Raw genomic sequence first — 15,113 nt, 5'->3', positions numbered from 1 at the left:
ACGAAAAGGAGCGTTGTTATGCCAGTCTACACCCACGGCGGGGATATCCTCACCGCCCAGGCCGCCTACGGCGGGGAGGTCCTGGACTTTTCCGCCAACCTGAACCCCCTGGGGATGCCCGCCCCGGTGGCGGAGGCGGTCCGGCAGGCGGCGGACCAGTCGGCCTGCTACCCGGACCCTCTGTGCCGGGACCTGCGGCGGGCCATTGCCGCCCATGACGGAGTGGGGGAGAAGCAGGTGGTGTGCGGCAACGGTGCCGCCGACCTGATCTTCCGATTGGTGTTTGCGCTGAAACCAAAAAAGGCCCTGGTCACTGCCCCCGCCTTCTCCGAGTATGAGGAGGCCGTGACCTGCGTGGGCTGCCAGGTGGTCCGGTACACTCTGGATCAGGACAAAAACTTCGACCTGGACGCTGGCTTCGTGGACGCCATCGAATCGGACACCGACCTGGTGTTCCTGTGTACCCCCAACAACCCCACCGGGCGGCTGATCGATCAAGATCTGCTGAAAGCAGTAGTGACACGGTGTGGTGCTGTGGGCGCGGTGCTGGTGGTGGACGAGTGCTTCCTGCCTCTGGCCACCGGCGGGCCGGGGCTGGCCCCCTGGCTGGCCCACCACCCCAATCTGGTGCTGCTGCGGGCCTTCACCAAAAGCTACGCCATGGCGGGTCTGCGGCTGGGCTACTGCCTGACGGCCAACGAGGGACTGCGGGAGCAGCTGGGCAAATTCGCCCAGCCCTGGAGCGTGTCCACCCCCGCTCAGGCGGCAGGCGTGGCGGCCCTGACCTGCTGTCCCCACTGGCCGGAGGAGGGCAGGCGCTTTGTGGAGGAAGCCCTGCCCGGTCTGGCCGCCGGTCTGACGGCGGCGGGGTGTACCGTGATTCCCGGGCAGGCCAACTATCTCCTGTTCCGGCTGCCCGGTGTGGCCGATTTGAAAGAGAGACTGCTGGAGCGGGGGGTGCTCATCCGCTCCTGCGCCAACTACTACGGCCTGGGCCCCGACTGGTACCGGATGTGCGTCCGGGGCGAAGAAGAAAACCGGCGGCTGCTGGCCGCCCTCAGCGAGGTGCAGTGATGGCAAAGGCAATTATGATCCAGGGTACCGCCTCCAACGCCGGCAAGTCTCTGCTGGCGGCAGGGCTGTGCCGCATCTTCAAGCAGGACGGCTACAAGGTGGCCCCCTTCAAGTCCCAGAACATGGCCCTCAACTCCGCCATCACCCCCGACGGGTTGGAGATGGGCCGGGCCCAGGTCATGCAGGCCGAGGCGGCGGGGGTGGCTCCCGATGTGCGGATGAACCCCATTCTCCTGAAGCCCACCAGCGATGTGGGCTCCCAGGTCATCGTCAATGGTATTCCACGAGGTACTATGAAGGCGGGAGATTACTTCAAGTATAAGAAAAACCTGATTCCCGACGTGATGGAGGCCTATTCCTCTCTGGGGTCGGAGTATGATATCATCGTCATCGAGGGGGCGGGCAGCCCGGCGGAGATCAACCTGAAAGAGGATGATCTGGTCAACATGGGCATGGCCCGTATGGCCCACGCCCCCGTGCTGCTGTGCGGCGACATCGACCGGGGGGGCGTGTTCGCCTCCCTCTACGGCACGGTAAAGCTGCTGGACCCGGACGAGCAGGAGATGATCAAGGGCTTGATTATCAACAAGTTTCGGGGGGATGTGGAGATTCTCCGCCCCGGCCTCACCCAGCTGGAGGAGCTGGCGGGCAAGCCGGTGTTGGGCGTGGTGCCTATGCTGGAGGTGGATGTGGACGACGAGGACTCCCTGTCCGCCCGTCTGTCCAAATCCGGTAAAGTGGGCCTGGTAGACGTGGCGGTGATCCGCCTGCCCCGGCTTTCCAACTTCACCGACTTCAACCCCCTGGAGCGGATGGAGGAGGTTTCCCTCCGCTATGTGGGGAGCGTGGGGGAGCTGGGCCATCCCGACCTCATCATTTTGCCCGGCACCAAGAACACCATGGACGACCTGCGGTGGCTGCGGCAGAGCGGCCTGGAGGGCGCCATCCTGAAGCACGCTGCCAGGGGCGGCGCGGTCATCGGCATTTGCGGCGGCTATCAGATGCTGGGCAACACCGTCTCCGACCCGGACGGGGTGGAGGGAGGCGGCACCCTGGCAGGCCTGGGCCTGCTGCCCTCTGAGACCGTGTTCCAGGGGGAGAAGACCCGCACCCGGGTGACCGGTACCTTTGTCCAGGCCGGGGGCATCTTCGCCCCTCTGGCCGGTGTGGCCTTTGAGGGCTATGAGATTCATATGGGCAAGACGGAGAGTGCCGCCGCCCCGCTGGTGCAGTTTGCCACCCAGACCGGGGAGGAACACACCGACGGCCTCAGCAAGGGCAACGTGTGGGGCTGCTACGTCCACGGTATTTTTGACAAGGCTGGAGCGGCCTCCGCTCTGGTGAACTGCCTGCTGAAGGCCAAGGGCCTGGAGGGCCAGGCCGCCAGCGTGGACTGGCAGGAGTACGCCCAGCGGCAGTATGACAAGCTGGCGGACGGCCTGCGGGCCAGTCTGGATATGGAGCGGATCTACCGCATCCTGAACGGGGAGGAATGACCCATGAAAAAAATCGAGCTGCAGCGGGTGGCTCCCGCCGACATTGAGGCCAGAAGCATGGAGATCATCGGCCAGGAGCTGGGGGACCGGGTGTTTCCCGCCGACCAGCTGCCCATCATCAAGCGGGCTATCCACACCAGCGCCGACTTCGACTATGCCGACAATCTGGTGTTCTCCCCGGATGCGGTGGCGGCGGGCATCGCCGCCATCAAGGGGGGCTGCACCATCGTCACCGACACCCAGATGGCCTTCTCCGGCATCAACAAGAAGGTGCTGGAGAAGTTCGGCGGCAAGGCGGTGTGCTTCATGTCCGACCCGGACGTGGCCGCTGAGGCCAAGGAGCGGGGGGAGACCCGGGCCACCGTGTCCATGGAGCGGGCCGCTCAGCTGGAGGGCCCCCTGGTGCTGGCCATCGGCAACGCCCCCACCGCCCTGGTGCGGGCCTGTGAGCTCATCGAGGAGGGGAAAATGGCCCCCGCTCTGGTGATCGGCGTGCCGGTGGGCTTTGTCAACGTGGTGGAAAGCAAGGAGCTGCTGCTCACCATGGACACCCCCCACATCGTGGCCCGGGGCCGCAAGGGAGGCAGCAACGTAGCCGCTGCCATCTGCAACGCCCTGCTCTACCAGGCCAGCAACAACGCACGGGAGTGAAGGATATGAATACACAAGCCCTTCTGGCGGTGTCCTTCGGCACCAGCCACCGGGACACCCTGGAAAAGACCATCGCCGCCATTGAGAAGGCTCTGGCTTCCGCCTTTCCGGAGCGCACCCTGCGCCGGGCCTTTACCAGCGGTATGATTTTAAGAAAGTTGGAGCGGGAAGGTACCCACATCGACGATGTGCCCGCCGCCCTGGAGAGGCTGGCGGCGGAGGGGTACACCGACGTGCTGGTCCAGCCCACTCACATCATGAACGGCGACGAGTACGACAAGATGATGGCTCTGGCCGTCCCCTTCGAGGGCCGGTTTGAGAAACTGACCTTCGGATGTCCCCTGCTCACCGAGACGGGGGACTACCTGGACGCGGTGGGGGCCCTGCTCCAAGACCTGCCCCAGGCGGAGGAGGGCAAAGCCATTCTCTACATGGGCCACGGCACCGAGCACTTTGCCAACTCCTGCTACGCCTTGCTGGAGTATGTGTTCCGGGATATGGGCCGGAAGGACGTGGTCATCGGCACGGTGGAGGGCTACCCCGGCTTTGGGGAGGCGGTGCGCCGTATTAAAGAACTGGGAGCCAGTCGAGTGGAGCTGCGGCCCCTGATGATCGTGGCGGGCGACCATGCCAAAAACGATCTGGCGGGGGAGGAGGAGGACTCCTGGAAGTCCCTGCTGGAGCAGGAGGGCTACGCCGTCAACTGCGTGCTCCAGGGCCTGGGAGAGTTTCCCAGTATCCAGGCCCTCTTCGTCAAGCACGCCGGAGAGGCCAAACAACTCCAGGCGTAAGCCTGTTTGCATAGAGGGCCGGGAAAAGGGAAGCCGGGTGCAACTCCCGCGCAGTCCCGCTGCCGTAAGAGAAGAGCCGCCGGGCACCATGTCACTGGGAAAACCTGGGAAGACGCGCGGCGGCAGAGAGGCTCAAGCCGGAAAACCTTGCCCGGCCCGGAAACCACCCACCTACGAGTGATAGGAAAGGATGAAACAACCATGAAAACTCTGACTGCCAACAAAACCGTCCGCGCCGCGGCGGTGCTGGTGGGGCTGCTGGGTCTGATGACCATGAGCGCCTCCGCCATGCACATCGCCGAGGGTATGCTGCCGGTGAACTGGGCCATCGGCTGGGGCGCGGTGTGCGTGCCCTTCCTGGTGGCCGGTTTCTTCTCCATCAAGAAGAAGATCGACCAGGCCCCCCGGGCCAAGATCCTGCTGGCCATGTGCGGCGCCTTTGCCTTCGTGCTCTCCGCCCTGAAGATCCCCTCGGTGTCCGGCTCCTGCTCCCACCCCACTGGTGTGGGCCTGGGTGCCATCCTGTTCGGGCCCCTGGTGATGACGGTGCTGGGCCTCATTGTGCTGCTCTTCCAGGCCCTGCTGCTGGCCCACGGCGGCCTCACTACCCTGGGCGCCAACGTATTCTCCATGGCCATTGCCGGGCCCATCGTGTCCTGGCTGGTCTATAAGCTGCTGCGGAAGGCCAAGGCTCCTGCCGCTGTGGCGGTATTTGCCGCCGCAGCCCTGGGTGACCTCTTCACTTATGTGGTCACTTCGGTGCAGCTGGGGGTCATCAACGGCGGCATGGTGAAGTTCCTCACCATCTTTGCCGTGACCCAGATCCCTCTGGCCATTGCCGAGGGCCTGCTCACCGTGGTCATCTTCAACGTGCTGGAGAAGTACAGCAAGACTGAGCTCCATGAGCTGCAGGTGCTGTAAGGAGGGGACGGATATGAAAGTTTGGCAGAAAAATTTGATTTTGATCCTGTTGGTGGTGGTCATCGCCGCCGTGCCCCTGTGGCTGCTGCCCAATGCCGAGTTCGGCGGGGCCGACGGCCAGGCTGAGGAGGCCATTACGGAGCTTAACCCCGACTATGAGCCCTGGTTTGAGCCCATTCTGGAGCCCGCCAGCGGCGAGGTGGAGTCCATGCTCTTCGCCCTCCAGGCCGCCATCGGCGCCGGTGTGGTGGGCTTCATTCTGGGCCGCATCACCAAGAAGCCGGACGGAAAAGAGAAAGGAACGAACTGACCATGGGCACCGACCGCTACGCCTATCAGTCCCGCCTGCGGCGGGTGTCTCCCATGCCCAAGCTGCTGCTGACGGTAGTCGCTCTGGTGATCTGCCTGTGCTGCGACAGCGTGGCGGTGGGCCTGTTTACCCTGCTTCTGATGGGGGTGCTGATTACTGCCCTGGGGGGACTCTCCCCCAGGGTGTACCTCCATTTTCTCAAGGTGCCGATGATCTTCCTGGTCATTGGCTGTCTTACCATCGTGGCGGGGGCCTACCCCGCCGGGACAGAGATGGTGGCCGCCATTCCGGTAGGTGACAGTTTGTGGGGCTTTACCATGGATGGCCTGTGGATGGGCGGTCGGATTTTCTGCAAGGCCCTGGGGGCGGTGGGATGTATGTATTTTCTCTCCCTCAATACCCCCGTCACCGACCTGACCATGGCTCTGGGGCGGCTCCATGTGCCCAAGCTGCTGGTGGAGCTGATGGAGCTCATTTACCGCTTCATCTTCGTGCTGGCCGAGACGGCCTCCAACATCCGCACCGCCCAGGATTCCCGGCTGGGCTACCGGGGGTTTCGCCGGTCGGTGTCCTCCCTGGGGATGCTGGCCTCCATGGTGTTCCTGCGGGCATGGCGAAAGGCCGACCGTATCTATACCGCCCTGGAGTCCCGGGGCTATACCGGCAGCCTTACCACCCTGAACGATGCCTATCGTCCGGGGTGGGGGCTGCTCCCCCTCACCGTATTTGCGGCGGCGGGGCAGATTGCCATTTGGTTTGTAGAAGGGAGGCTGCTGCCGTGAAGGCCATCCAGGCAGAAGATCTGTGTTATACCTATGAAGATGGCACTGTGGCCCTGGACCATATCACCTTTGCCGCAGAAAAAGGGAAGGTCACCGGTATCCTGGGGGCCAACGGGGCGGGCAAGTCCACCCTATTCCTCAGCCTCAACGGGGTGCTCACCCCCAAGAGCGGCAAGGTGGTGCTGGGGGGCCAGCCGGTGCGCTACGATAAAAAGGGCCTGCTGGAGCTGCGCCGCCGGGTGGGTATCGTGTTCCAGGACCCGGACGACCAGCTCTTCTCCGCCGACGTGTACCGGGACGTGTCCTTCGGCGGGGTGAACCTGGGCCTGCCGGCGGAGGAAGTCCACCGCCGGGTGGAGGCGGCTCTGGACCGCACCGGAGTGTCCCATCTGCGGGACAAACCCACCCACGCCCTGTCCTACGGACAGAAGAAGCGGGTGGCCATCGCCGGTGTGTTGGTGATGGAGCCGGAGGTGCTCATTCTGGATGAACCTACCGCCGGGCTGGACCCCCAGGGGGTCAGCGACATCATGAAGCTGCTCGCCCGGCTGCGGGACGAATTGGGCATGACGGTACTCATCGCCACCCATGATATGGACATCGTGCCCCTGTACTGCGACTACGCCTACCTGCTGGGAGGGGGCAAGGTACTGCTGGAGGGCACGCCGGAGCAGCTCTTTGCCGACCCGGCGGCCCTGCGTGCCAATCATCTCCGTCTGCCCCGCATCGCCCACCTGATGGAGGTGCTGCGGGAGGTGGATGGTTTGGATACCGACCGGTCCGCCGCCACCATCGGGGCGGCCCGACGGGAGATCCTGCGAATGCTCAAGGAGGAAAACCAATGAGAGGAATGTTGTACGGCGTGGGGGTTGGCCCCGGCGATCCCGAACTCATCACTAAAAAGGCTGAGCGCATTATCCGCCAGGCGGCGGTGCTGGCCGTGCCCGACGCGGGCCGGGGGGAAAAGACCGCCCTCAATATCGTGGGGGAGCTGGCCGACGGCAAGGAACTGCTGACCTGCGAGGCCCCTATGGTGCGGGACCATGCCGCCCTGGACGCGGCCTATGAGCGCAATGCCGACCTGGTGTGTGCCGCCCTGGACGGGGGTAAGGATGTGGCCTTTATCACCCTGGGGGACCCCACGGTGTACTCCACCTATCTCTATCTCCACAAGAAGGTGGTAGCCCGGGGGTACGACGCCCAGATCATCCCCGGCGTACCCTCTTTCTGTGCGGTAGCCGCCAAGCTGAACATGGCCCTGTGCGAGAAGAGCGAGCGGCTGCTCATCGTCCCCGCCTCCCACAAGGATGTGTCCGACTGCCTGGACCTGGACGCCAACCTGGTGTTTATGAAGGCGGGCAAGGAGATCGGCGCCCTGAAAAACACCCTGGAGGAGCACGGCCTGCTGGGCCGGGCTTCCCTGGTGGCCAACTGCGGCATGGAAGGGGAACTGGTGTGTCCCCGCTTTGCCGACCTGGAGGAGGGCAGCGGCTACTTCTCGGTGGTGCTGGTGAAAAAGGGGGAAGAGGCGTGAAGCTCATTATGACCGGCCTGGACTGGCATAAAGCCCCCATCGACCTGCGGGAACAGCTGTCCTTCACCCGCAATCAGGTGCTGGAGCTGGACCGCCGCCTGTCCCGCCGGGAAGGGGTGGAGGGCTGCGTGCTGCTGTCCACCTGCAACCGCACCGAGCTCTACCTATCCTGCGGGGAGGGGCCCATGCCCGACCCGGGACGGCTGCTGTGCGCTGAGGCGGGGGTGGAATATACCCCCTTTGCGGCCGCTTTTGTGACCCGGACGGGGGAGGAGGCGGCCCGCCACCTGATGGAGGTGGCTGGCGGCCTGCGCTCCCAGATCTGGGGGGAAGATCAGATTGTCACCCAGGTGAAGGGCGCGGTTCAGGCTGCCCGTGAGGTGGGCACGGCGGACGGGGTGCTGGAGACCCTGTTCCGCAACGCCGCCGCCGCCGGTAAGGAGATCAAGACAAAGGTCCGCTTTATCGGGGTGCCCCGGTCGGCGGCCCGGTCCGCCGTGGACCGGCTGGAAGCCCATCTGGGGGGCCTGAAGGGCCGGAAGGCCCTGGTCATCGGCAACGGAGAGATGGGGCGGCTGTCTGCCTCCCTCCTCTACGAGGCGGGATGTGCCGTCACCGTGACCCTGCGCAGCTATCACCACGGAGAGACCGTGGTGCCCGCCGGGTGCGCCGTCACCCCCTACGAGGAGCGGTATCAAGCCATGGAGGGCATGGACCTGATACTCTCCGCCACCACCAGTCCCCATTATACGGTGACGGCCTGGGAACTGGCGGAGCTGTCCCATCCGCCCCGTGTGCTGGCCGACCTGGCCATTCCCCGGGATATCGAGCCCCAGGTGGCCACTCTGCCCGGCTTCACCCTGTACAACGTGGACGATCTGGGGGTGGATGCCAGCCGGGAACTTCCACCGGAGGCGGCGGCCATTGTGGAAAAGTATCTGGACCGGCTGAACCAGTGGGAGAACTACAAGAATTGCCTGCCCGGCCTGGAGCGGGTGAAGCAGGCGGTGGCCGCCCGGGTGCTGTCCACCGACCTGGAAGGGCCGGAGGCCCGGGAACTGGTGGAGCTGGCGGTGAGTCGTGCGGTGGACCTGCTGTCCGGTGGGCTGAAGGACAACCTGACCCCGGAGGACCTGGAGCGGTGCGCCGCCAAGATCGAGGTGCACACTGCCGCCCGGCTCCGGTGGAGCCTGCCGCCGGAAAAGCACTTCCGTTTTCCACTTTTTATTGACCTGGTGGGGAAAACTGCCGTGGTCATTGGCGGCGGCGTGGTGGCCTGCCGCCGGGCGGAGGTATTGGCCCGCTTCGGGGCGGAGGTCACCGTTATCGCCCCCAGGTGTAAGCCTCTGGACGGGCGCATACAGTGGGAGGGACGGCCCTACACCCCCGGCGATCTGGCGGGGGCCGCCATTGCGGTGGCTGCCACCGACGACCGGGCCGTCAACCGGGCGGTGGGGGAGGAGGCCCGGGCGCTGGGCATCCCGGTGAGCGTGGCCGACGCCCCGGAGGAATGTACCTTCTTTTTCCCCGCCGTGTGCGCCGGGGACAACATCGTGGCCGGGGTGGCCGGGCGGGGGGACGACCATGCCCGCACCGCCCGGGCCGCCAAGGCCATCCGGGCCGTACTGGAGGGATTGGAATGAAGACCATACGGGTGGGCAGCCGGGAGAGCAAGCTGGCTGTCATTCAGTCGGAGCTGGTGATGGAGGGCATCAAGGCGCTCCATCCGGATATGACGCTGGAGCTGGTGACCATGAAGACCACCGGCGACAAGATCCTGGACCGCACCCTGGACAAGATCGGCGGCAAGGGCCTCTTTGTGAAGGAGCTGGACGCCGCCCTGCTGGACGGTCGGGTGGATCTGACGGTACACAGCTGCAAGGACCTGCCCATGGAGGAGGACCCGGCCATTCCTCTGGCGGGCTTCTCCAAGCGGGAGGACCCCCGGGATGTACTGGTGCTCCCCGAGGGTGTCACCGAGCTGGACCCGGCCAAGCCCATCGGCTGCGCCTCTGCCCGGCGGACGGTGCAGCTAAAGACCCTGTTCCCCCACATGGCCGTGGCTCCGGTGCGGGGCAACGTGCTTACCCGGCTGCGCAAGCTGGACGAGGGCCAGTATTCCGCCCTGGTGCTGGCTGCCGCCGGTCTGAAGCGGCTGGGGCTGGAGGGACGCATCACCCGGTATTTTACCGTGGAGGAGATGATCCCGGCGGCGGGCCAGGGCATTATGGCCTTCCAGACCCGGGCCGGAGAGGACCTGAGCTATCTCAGCGGCGTGGTGGATGAAGCGGGCACCCTGTGCGCCCAGGCCGAGCGGGCCTTTGTCCGCAAGCTGGACGGAGGCTGTTCCTCTCCCATTGCCGCCCACGCCGTGCTCGAGGGGGAGACCATTACCCTCACCGGCCTCTATGTGGACCAGGCCGGGCAGATGTTTCGGGAGAAGATCTCCGGACCCAGAGAGCAGGGTACATCGCTGGCGGAGCAGCTGGCCAATTCCATGAAGGAGGGAAATCCATGCCTGGTAAAGTAACATTGGTGGGGGCGGGCCCGGGCGATCCCGGCCTGCTGACCCGGAAGGGACTGGAGGCCCTCCAGAAGGCGGAGGTGGTGGTGTATGACCGGCTGGTCAGCCCCGCCATCCTGGCCATGATGCCCGAGAAGGCGGAACAGATCGACGTGGGCAAGCAGGCAGCCCGCCATCCGGTGCCCCAGGACCAGATCAATCAGATCCTGCTGGACAAGGCCGTGGAGGGCAAGAACGTGGTGCGCCTGAAGGGCGGCGACCCCTTCCTCTTTGGCCGGGGCGGCGAGGAGCTGGAGCTGCTGGCCCAGCACGGTGTTTCCTTTGAGGAGGTGCCCGGCATCACCTCCGCCATTTCCGCCCCCGCCTACGGCGGTATTCCGGTGACCCACCGGGACTGCTGCTCCTCCCTCCACATCGTCACCGGCCATCAGCGGGCGGGGAAGGAGCTGGACATTGACTTTGAGGCCCTGGTGCGCACCAAAGGCACCCTGGTCTTTCTGATGGGCGTGTCCGCTCTGCCCCAGATTTGCCGGGGGCTGCTGGATGCGGGCATGGAGCCTGCCATGCCTGCCGCCGTGGTGGAACGGGGTACCACCCCAGCCCAGCGGCGCATTTCCGCCACCCTGGGCACCCTGCCCGCCGTGGCGGAGGAAGCCCAGGTGGAGAGTCCTGCCGTCATCGTGGTGGGCAAGGTGTGTGCTCTGGCGGAGGACTTTGACTGGTTTGACAAGCTGCCGCTGAAGGGCAGACGGGTGGTGGTCACCCGGCCTCGGGAGCGCTCGGGCACCCTGTCTGCCCGGCTGCGTGCCCTGGGGGCCGATGTGTGGGAGTACCCCTGCATCGCTACGATCCCTCTGGAACCCTGTCCCGCTGTGGACAGCGCCATGGAGCGGCTTTGTGACTATGAGTGGCTGGCCCTTACCAGCCCCGCCGGGGTGGAGGCCCTGTGGAACTGGCTGGAGGGCCATGGCAAGGACGCCCGCGCCCTGGGTGCCGTGAAGCTGGCCGCCATTGGCCCCGGCACTGCCCGCGCTCTGTCCGCCCACGGCCTGAAGGCCGACTATGTGCCGGAGGTGTACGACGCCGCCCATCTGGGAGAGGGCCTGCCCGCTACGGGCAAGGTGCTGGCCCTCCGGGCGGAGGAGGGCTCCCCCGCCTTGACAGAGGGGCTGGCAAGGCGTAACATTGCCTGTGACGACGTGGCCAGCTACCGCACGGTGTATGAAAATCCCCGTTCTCAGGAACTGCGGGAGGCGGTAGAAGGAGCGGAGGGCCTGCTGGTGACCTTCACCTCCGCTTCCACCGTGAAGGGCTTCGTCTCCTCCGTGGGTGAGGATGCCAATTTCTCGCGCATGGTGGGGATGTGCATCGGGCAGCAGACTGCCGCGGAGGCAAAGAAATTCGGAATTCCTGTGCGGGTGGCCCGTGAGGCCACCATGGACGCGCTGGTGGAAACCATTTTGGAAGGTGTTTGATATGGAACTGATCCAACGGCCCCGCCGCCTGCGGGGCAATGACGCGGTGCGCCGCCTGTGCCGGGAGACCCGGATGTCCCCCGACAGCCTGATCTACCCCATCTTTGTGGACGAGACCCTCCAGGGGGTACGGCCCATTGAGGCCCTGCCCGGCCAGAATCACTATGGCATCGACAGCGTGTGCCAGGCGGTGGAGGAGTGCCTGGCCGCCGGGGTGAATCACTGCATCCTCTTTGGCCTGCCCGCCCGCAAGGACGCTGTCGGCTCCTCCGCCTGGGACGAGCACGGCGTGGTCCAGGAGGCCATTCGGGCCATCAAGGCCAAGTACCCCGACTTTTATATCACCACCGACGTATGTATGTGCGAGTACACCGACCACGGCCACTGCGGCATCCTCTGCGGCCATGAGGTGGACAACGACAAGACCCTGGAGGTGCTGGCCAAAACCGCCCTGTCCCACGTCCAGGCCGGGGCCGACATGGTGGCTCCCTCCGACATGATGGACGGCCGGGTGGCCGCCATCCGGGCTATTCTGGATGAGCACGGCTATCAGACTACCCCCATCATGGCCTACTCCGCCAAGTATGCCTCCGCTTTCTACGGTCCCTTCCGGTCGGCGGCAGGCTCCGCCCCCTCCTTCGGGGACCGGAAGGGCTACCAGATGGACCCCCACAACCGGAAGGAGGCCCTGAAGGAGTGCGCCCTGGACATTGAGGAGGGGGCCGACATCATCATGGTCAAGCCCGCCCTCAGCTATCTGGACGTGATCCGGGAGTGCTCCGACGCCTATGATCTGCCCATGTGCGCCTACTCCGTGTCCGGCGAGTACGCCATGATCAAGGCCACCGCCGCCGCGGGTCTCATTGACGAGTACCGCATCATGTGCGAGTCCGCCCTGTCCGTGTTCCGGGCGGGTGCCAATATGCTCATTACCTACTACGCCAAAGAACTGGCTCAGGCCATTCAGAAAGGGGACATCGGCTGATGGGACGCTCGGAAGAACTGTTTGAGCAGGCCGTGAAGGTCCTGCCCGACGGGGTCAACTCCCCGGTGCGGGCCTACCGGGCGGTGGGTATGGCTCCCCGCTTCATCACCCGGGCCGACGGCCCCTTCATCTGGGACGAGGACGGCCGGAAGTATATCGACTATGTGTGCTCCTGGGGTCCCATGATCCTGGGTCACAACCACCCGGTGATCCGGGAGGCGGTGGAGAAGGCCGTCAAGGACGGCCTGTCCTTCGGCGCTCCCACCCGCCGGGAGGTGGAGATCGCCCAGCTGATGATCGACCTGGTGCCCAACATCGAGATGGTGCGCATGGTCAACTCGGGCACCGAGGCGGTGATGTCCGCCGTCCGTCTGGCCCGGGGGGCCACCGGCCGGGACAAGATCATCAAGTTTGAGGGCTGCTACCACGGCCACTCCGACTGCCTGCTGGTGAACGCCGGCTCCTCCGCCCTGGCGGGAGGACATCCCTCCTCCGCCGGTGTGCCCGAGGACATCGTGAAGCACACCCTTACCGCCCAGTTCAACGATCTGGCCTCCGTGGAGGCCCTGCTGGACGCTTACCCCGGCCAGATCGCCTGCATCATTGTGGAGCCGGTGGCCGCCAACATGGGTGTGGTGGGCCCTGCTCCCGGCTTCCTGGAGGGGCTGCGGGCCCTGTGCGACAAGAGCGGAGCCCTCTTGATCTTTGATGAGGTTATCACCGGCTTCCGGCTGGCCCTGGGCGGCGCCCAGGAATACTTCGGCGTGAAAGCCGACCTCGTTACCTTCGGCAAGATTATCGGCGGCGGTATGCCGGTGGGCGCCTACTGCGGCAGCCGTGCCCTCATGGAGCAGGTGGCCCCCTGCGGCCCGGTGTACCAGGCGGGTACCCTCAGCGGCAATCCGGTGGCCATGGCCGCCGGTCTGGCCCAGCTGAACTACCTGAAGGACCATCCGGAGGTCTATACCCACATCGCCGCCAAGGGCGAGAAGCTGGCGGCAGGTCTGCGGGCAACCATTGCCAAGACCGGCGCGCCGGTGGTGGTCAATCAGATCGGCTCTCTGCTGGCCCCCTTCTTCACCCCCACCGCCGTGTCCACCTTCGTGGACGCCAAGGGCAGCGACGTGGGCAAGTACGCCCAGTACTTCCAGGGGATGCTGGAGCGGGGCGTGGCTCTGGCCCCCGCCCAGTTCGAGGCCATGTTTGTCTCCGCTGCCCATGGGGAGGAGGAGCTTCAGGCCACTCTGGCCGCCGCGGAAGCGGTATTCGCCGGACTGTAATTACAAAGCCGCTGCCTTTGGCAGCGGCTTTATTTTTGCGTGTTCTTGACATATACCGGAAATCTGCTACACTGAGAGCAGGAACAGGAGGGAGCGCCCATGGCAAGACCGAAGAAATGCCGCCGCATCTGTGCCCTGCCCCGGCACAACACCTTTGGACCGCTGACCGGGGGCGGGGACGGGACGGTGGAGATGGCGGTGGAGGAATACGAGGCCATCCGCCTGATGGATCTGCTGGGCTGTACCCAGGAGGAGTGCGCCGCCCAGATGGGGGTGGCCCGCTCCACGGTGCAGCAAGTGTACGATACCGCCCGCAGGAAGCTGGCGCTGGCCCTGGTGGAGGGACGGCGGCTGACCATCACCGGCGGCGACTATGCCCTGTGTCCACAGGGGGAAGTATGTCCGGGCCGGAACTGTGCGCGGCGGGACTGCGGCGGAGGCCGCTGCGGCTGCGGGGTGTGTTCCCACCCGGAGGGTCCGGAGTGTGATGGGCAAAATTCACAAAAACTTTTGAAATAAGTTGTGACAATCTGCGTACGACGTGGTATAATCAAATCAGGGAACCGGCCCCGGCCGGCGAACCAATCCCTCTTCGGAGGGCGGAAGGAGTTGAAAACGATGAAGTTCGTGTTCACAGACAAGAAGATCAACCTGCCCAACAAGGTCCACGCCTACGCTGAGAAAAAGGTGGGCAAGTTAGACCGTTATTTTAAGGCGGATGCGGAGGCCGCCATCGTCTTCAGCGTGGAAAAGGACCGCAACAATGTGGAACTGACTATCCGCTCCGGCGGTACCATCATCCGCGTGGCGGAGAGTACCTCCGATATGTTTGCCACCATCGACGCGGCGGTCTCCTCCGTGGAGCGCCAGCTGCGTAAGAATAAGAGCCGCCTGGAGAAGCGCCTGCGTCAGGATGCCTTCTCCCGCAGTGTGGACGCCGAGGAGATTTCCTCCTTTGCCCCCGAGGTGGACGAGGAGGAGTTCAAGATCGTCCGTACCAAGCGCTTCCCCATCAAGCCCATGACGGTGGACGAGGCGGTGCTCCAGATGAATCTGGTGGACCACACCTTCTTTGTCTTCAAGGATGTGGATCAGGACGGGCGCTTTGCCGTGGTCTATAAGCGCAATGACGGCGGCTATGGCCTCATCGTGGACGAGGACTGATCATTCAGAGTGAATTGTCAAACTAAGTGCAACAGGAATTGAGTTCGAAGTCCCATAATTCCTGGGCAGAATGGAAATTCAAAACTTTGCGAGGCCTGGCGTTAATTAACGCCAGGTTTCGTTTTA

At 64.8% G+C, this 15,113-nt stretch carries 16 protein-coding genes and 1 riboswitch; all 16 genes read left to right on the top strand.

What is annotated here, in order from left to right:
* Positions 1-18 precede the first annotated feature (18 nt).
* The 16 genes from cobD (at position 19) to raiA (ending at position 14,987) form a co-directional block, all read left to right on the top strand.
* The gene (gene cobD / locus B5F94_RS08490; protein ID WP_087329385.1) at positions 19-1,074 is read left to right on the top strand and encodes a threonine-phosphate decarboxylase CobD; all 1,056 of its coding nucleotides are present in this window, start codon (positions 19-21) and stop codon (positions 1,072-1,074) included.
* Positions 1,074-2,570, top strand: coding sequence for a cobyric acid synthase (locus tag B5F94_RS08485; RefSeq protein ID WP_087329384.1), 1,497 nt, complete (start codon positions 1,074-1,076; stop codon positions 2,568-2,570). Before cobD ends, B5F94_RS08485 begins: the two co-directional genes overlap by 1 nt.
* A 3-nt stretch (positions 2,571-2,573) precedes the next feature.
* On the top strand, positions 2,574-3,221 hold the full coding sequence (locus B5F94_RS08480) for a precorrin-8X methylmutase (RefSeq protein ID WP_087329382.1): 648 nt from the start codon (positions 2,574-2,576) through the stop codon (positions 3,219-3,221).
* A 5-nt stretch (positions 3,222-3,226) separates the two neighbouring features.
* A complete protein-coding gene (locus tag B5F94_RS08475) occupies positions 3,227-4,012 on the top strand; it encodes a sirohydrochlorin cobaltochelatase (RefSeq protein WP_087329380.1) in 786 nt (261 codons plus the stop codon).
* 23 nt (positions 4,013-4,035) lie between these two features.
* Positions 4,036-4,160, top strand: a riboswitch (cobalamin riboswitch).
* A gap of 53 nt (positions 4,161-4,213) precedes the next feature.
* Positions 4,214-4,933 (top strand): energy-coupling factor ABC transporter permease, encoded by a 720-nt coding sequence (locus B5F94_RS08470; protein WP_087329378.1) that lies wholly within the window; start codon positions 4,214-4,216, stop codon positions 4,931-4,933.
* A 13-nt stretch (positions 4,934-4,946) separates the two neighbouring features.
* Positions 4,947-5,243 carry an energy-coupling factor ABC transporter substrate-binding protein gene (locus B5F94_RS08465; RefSeq protein WP_087329376.1) on the top strand — a complete coding sequence of 99 codons (297 nt, stop codon included), beginning with the start codon at positions 4,947-4,949 and terminating at the stop codon, positions 5,241-5,243.
* 2 nt (positions 5,244-5,245) lie between these two features.
* On the top strand, positions 5,246-6,025 hold the full coding sequence (gene cbiQ / locus B5F94_RS08460) for a cobalt ECF transporter T component CbiQ (protein WP_087329374.1): 780 nt from the start codon (positions 5,246-5,248) through the stop codon (positions 6,023-6,025).
* Positions 6,022-6,870 carry an ATP-binding cassette domain-containing protein gene (locus B5F94_RS08455; RefSeq protein ID WP_087329372.1) on the top strand — a complete coding sequence of 283 codons (849 nt, stop codon included), beginning with the start codon at positions 6,022-6,024 and terminating at the stop codon, positions 6,868-6,870. The genes cbiQ and B5F94_RS08455 overlap by 4 nt, the downstream gene beginning before the upstream one ends.
* Positions 6,867-7,559 (top strand): precorrin-2 C(20)-methyltransferase, encoded by a 693-nt coding sequence (gene cobI / locus B5F94_RS08450; RefSeq protein ID WP_087329370.1) that lies wholly within the window; start codon positions 6,867-6,869, stop codon positions 7,557-7,559. The genes B5F94_RS08455 and cobI overlap by 4 nt, the downstream gene beginning before the upstream one ends.
* The gene (locus tag B5F94_RS08445; RefSeq protein WP_242965641.1) at positions 7,556-9,202 is read left to right on the top strand and encodes an NAD(P)-dependent oxidoreductase; all 1,647 of its coding nucleotides are present in this window, start codon (positions 7,556-7,558) and stop codon (positions 9,200-9,202) included. The genes cobI and B5F94_RS08445 overlap by 4 nt, the downstream gene beginning before the upstream one ends.
* Entirely contained in the window at positions 9,199-10,089 is an 891-nt protein-coding gene (gene hemC, locus B5F94_RS08440; RefSeq protein WP_087329368.1) for a hydroxymethylbilane synthase, read from the top strand. Before B5F94_RS08445 ends, hemC begins: the two co-directional genes overlap by 4 nt.
* Positions 10,074-11,558 (top strand): uroporphyrinogen-III C-methyltransferase, encoded by a 1,485-nt coding sequence (gene cobA, locus B5F94_RS08435; protein WP_087329366.1) that lies wholly within the window; start codon positions 10,074-10,076, stop codon positions 11,556-11,558. The genes hemC and cobA overlap by 16 nt, the downstream gene beginning before the upstream one ends.
* A 1-nt stretch (position 11,559) precedes the next feature.
* Positions 11,560-12,543 (top strand): porphobilinogen synthase, encoded by a 984-nt coding sequence (gene hemB, locus B5F94_RS08430; RefSeq protein ID WP_087329364.1) that lies wholly within the window; start codon positions 11,560-11,562, stop codon positions 12,541-12,543.
* Positions 12,543-13,823, top strand: a complete 1,281-nt coding sequence (hemL, locus tag B5F94_RS08425) for a glutamate-1-semialdehyde 2,1-aminomutase (protein WP_087329362.1) — start codon at positions 12,543-12,545, stop codon at positions 13,821-13,823. The genes hemB and hemL overlap by 1 nt, the downstream gene beginning before the upstream one ends.
* Positions 13,824-13,922: 99 nt before the next feature.
* Positions 13,923-14,342 carry a DUF134 domain-containing protein gene (locus tag B5F94_RS08420; protein ID WP_087187635.1) on the top strand — a complete coding sequence of 140 codons (420 nt, stop codon included), beginning with the start codon at positions 13,923-13,925 and terminating at the stop codon, positions 14,340-14,342.
* 99 nt (positions 14,343-14,441) lie between these two features.
* The gene (gene raiA, locus B5F94_RS08415) at positions 14,442-14,987 is read left to right on the top strand and encodes a ribosome hibernation-promoting factor, HPF/YfiA family (protein ID WP_087329360.1); all 546 of its coding nucleotides are present in this window, start codon (positions 14,442-14,444) and stop codon (positions 14,985-14,987) included.
* Positions 14,988-15,113 lie beyond the last annotated feature (126 nt).

The organism is Flavonifractor sp. An4 (genome assembly GCF_002161755.1).
Lineage (GTDB): Bacteria > Bacillota > Clostridia > Oscillospirales > Oscillospiraceae > Flavonifractor > Flavonifractor avicola.
This window is presented reverse-complemented; position numbering and strand designations above follow the sequence as displayed.

Excerpts from the sequence above, each read along its gene's own strand:
- cobD (WP_087329385.1), top strand. The coding sequence starts at position 19 with ATGCCAGTCTACACCCACGGCGGGGATATCCTCACCGCCCAGGCCGCC.
- B5F94_RS08485 (WP_087329384.1), top strand. The coding sequence starts at position 1,074 with ATGGCAAAGGCAATTATGATCCAGGGTACCGCCTCCAACGCCGGCAAG.
- B5F94_RS08480 (WP_087329382.1), top strand. The coding sequence starts at position 2,574 with ATGAAAAAAATCGAGCTGCAGCGGGTGGCTCCCGCCGACATTGAGGCC.
- B5F94_RS08475 (WP_087329380.1), top strand. The coding sequence starts at position 3,227 with ATGAATACACAAGCCCTTCTGGCGGTGTCCTTCGGCACCAGCCACCGG.
- B5F94_RS08470 (WP_087329378.1), top strand. The coding sequence starts at position 4,214 with ATGAAAACTCTGACTGCCAACAAAACCGTCCGCGCCGCGGCGGTGCTG.
- B5F94_RS08465 (WP_087329376.1), top strand. The coding sequence starts at position 4,947 with ATGAAAGTTTGGCAGAAAAATTTGATTTTGATCCTGTTGGTGGTGGTC.
- cbiQ (WP_087329374.1), top strand. The coding sequence starts at position 5,246 with ATGGGCACCGACCGCTACGCCTATCAGTCCCGCCTGCGGCGGGTGTCT.
- cobI (WP_087329370.1), top strand. The coding sequence starts at position 6,867 with ATGAGAGGAATGTTGTACGGCGTGGGGGTTGGCCCCGGCGATCCCGAA.
- hemC (WP_087329368.1), top strand. The coding sequence starts at position 9,199 with ATGAAGACCATACGGGTGGGCAGCCGGGAGAGCAAGCTGGCTGTCATT.
- cobA (WP_087329366.1), top strand. The coding sequence starts at position 10,074 with ATGCCTGGTAAAGTAACATTGGTGGGGGCGGGCCCGGGCGATCCCGGC.
- hemB (WP_087329364.1), top strand. The coding sequence starts at position 11,560 with ATGGAACTGATCCAACGGCCCCGCCGCCTGCGGGGCAATGACGCGGTG.
- hemL (WP_087329362.1), top strand. The coding sequence starts at position 12,543 with ATGGGACGCTCGGAAGAACTGTTTGAGCAGGCCGTGAAGGTCCTGCCC.
- B5F94_RS08420 (WP_087187635.1), top strand. The coding sequence starts at position 13,923 with ATGGCAAGACCGAAGAAATGCCGCCGCATCTGTGCCCTGCCCCGGCAC.
- raiA (WP_087329360.1), top strand. The coding sequence starts at position 14,442 with ATGAAGTTCGTGTTCACAGACAAGAAGATCAACCTGCCCAACAAGGTC.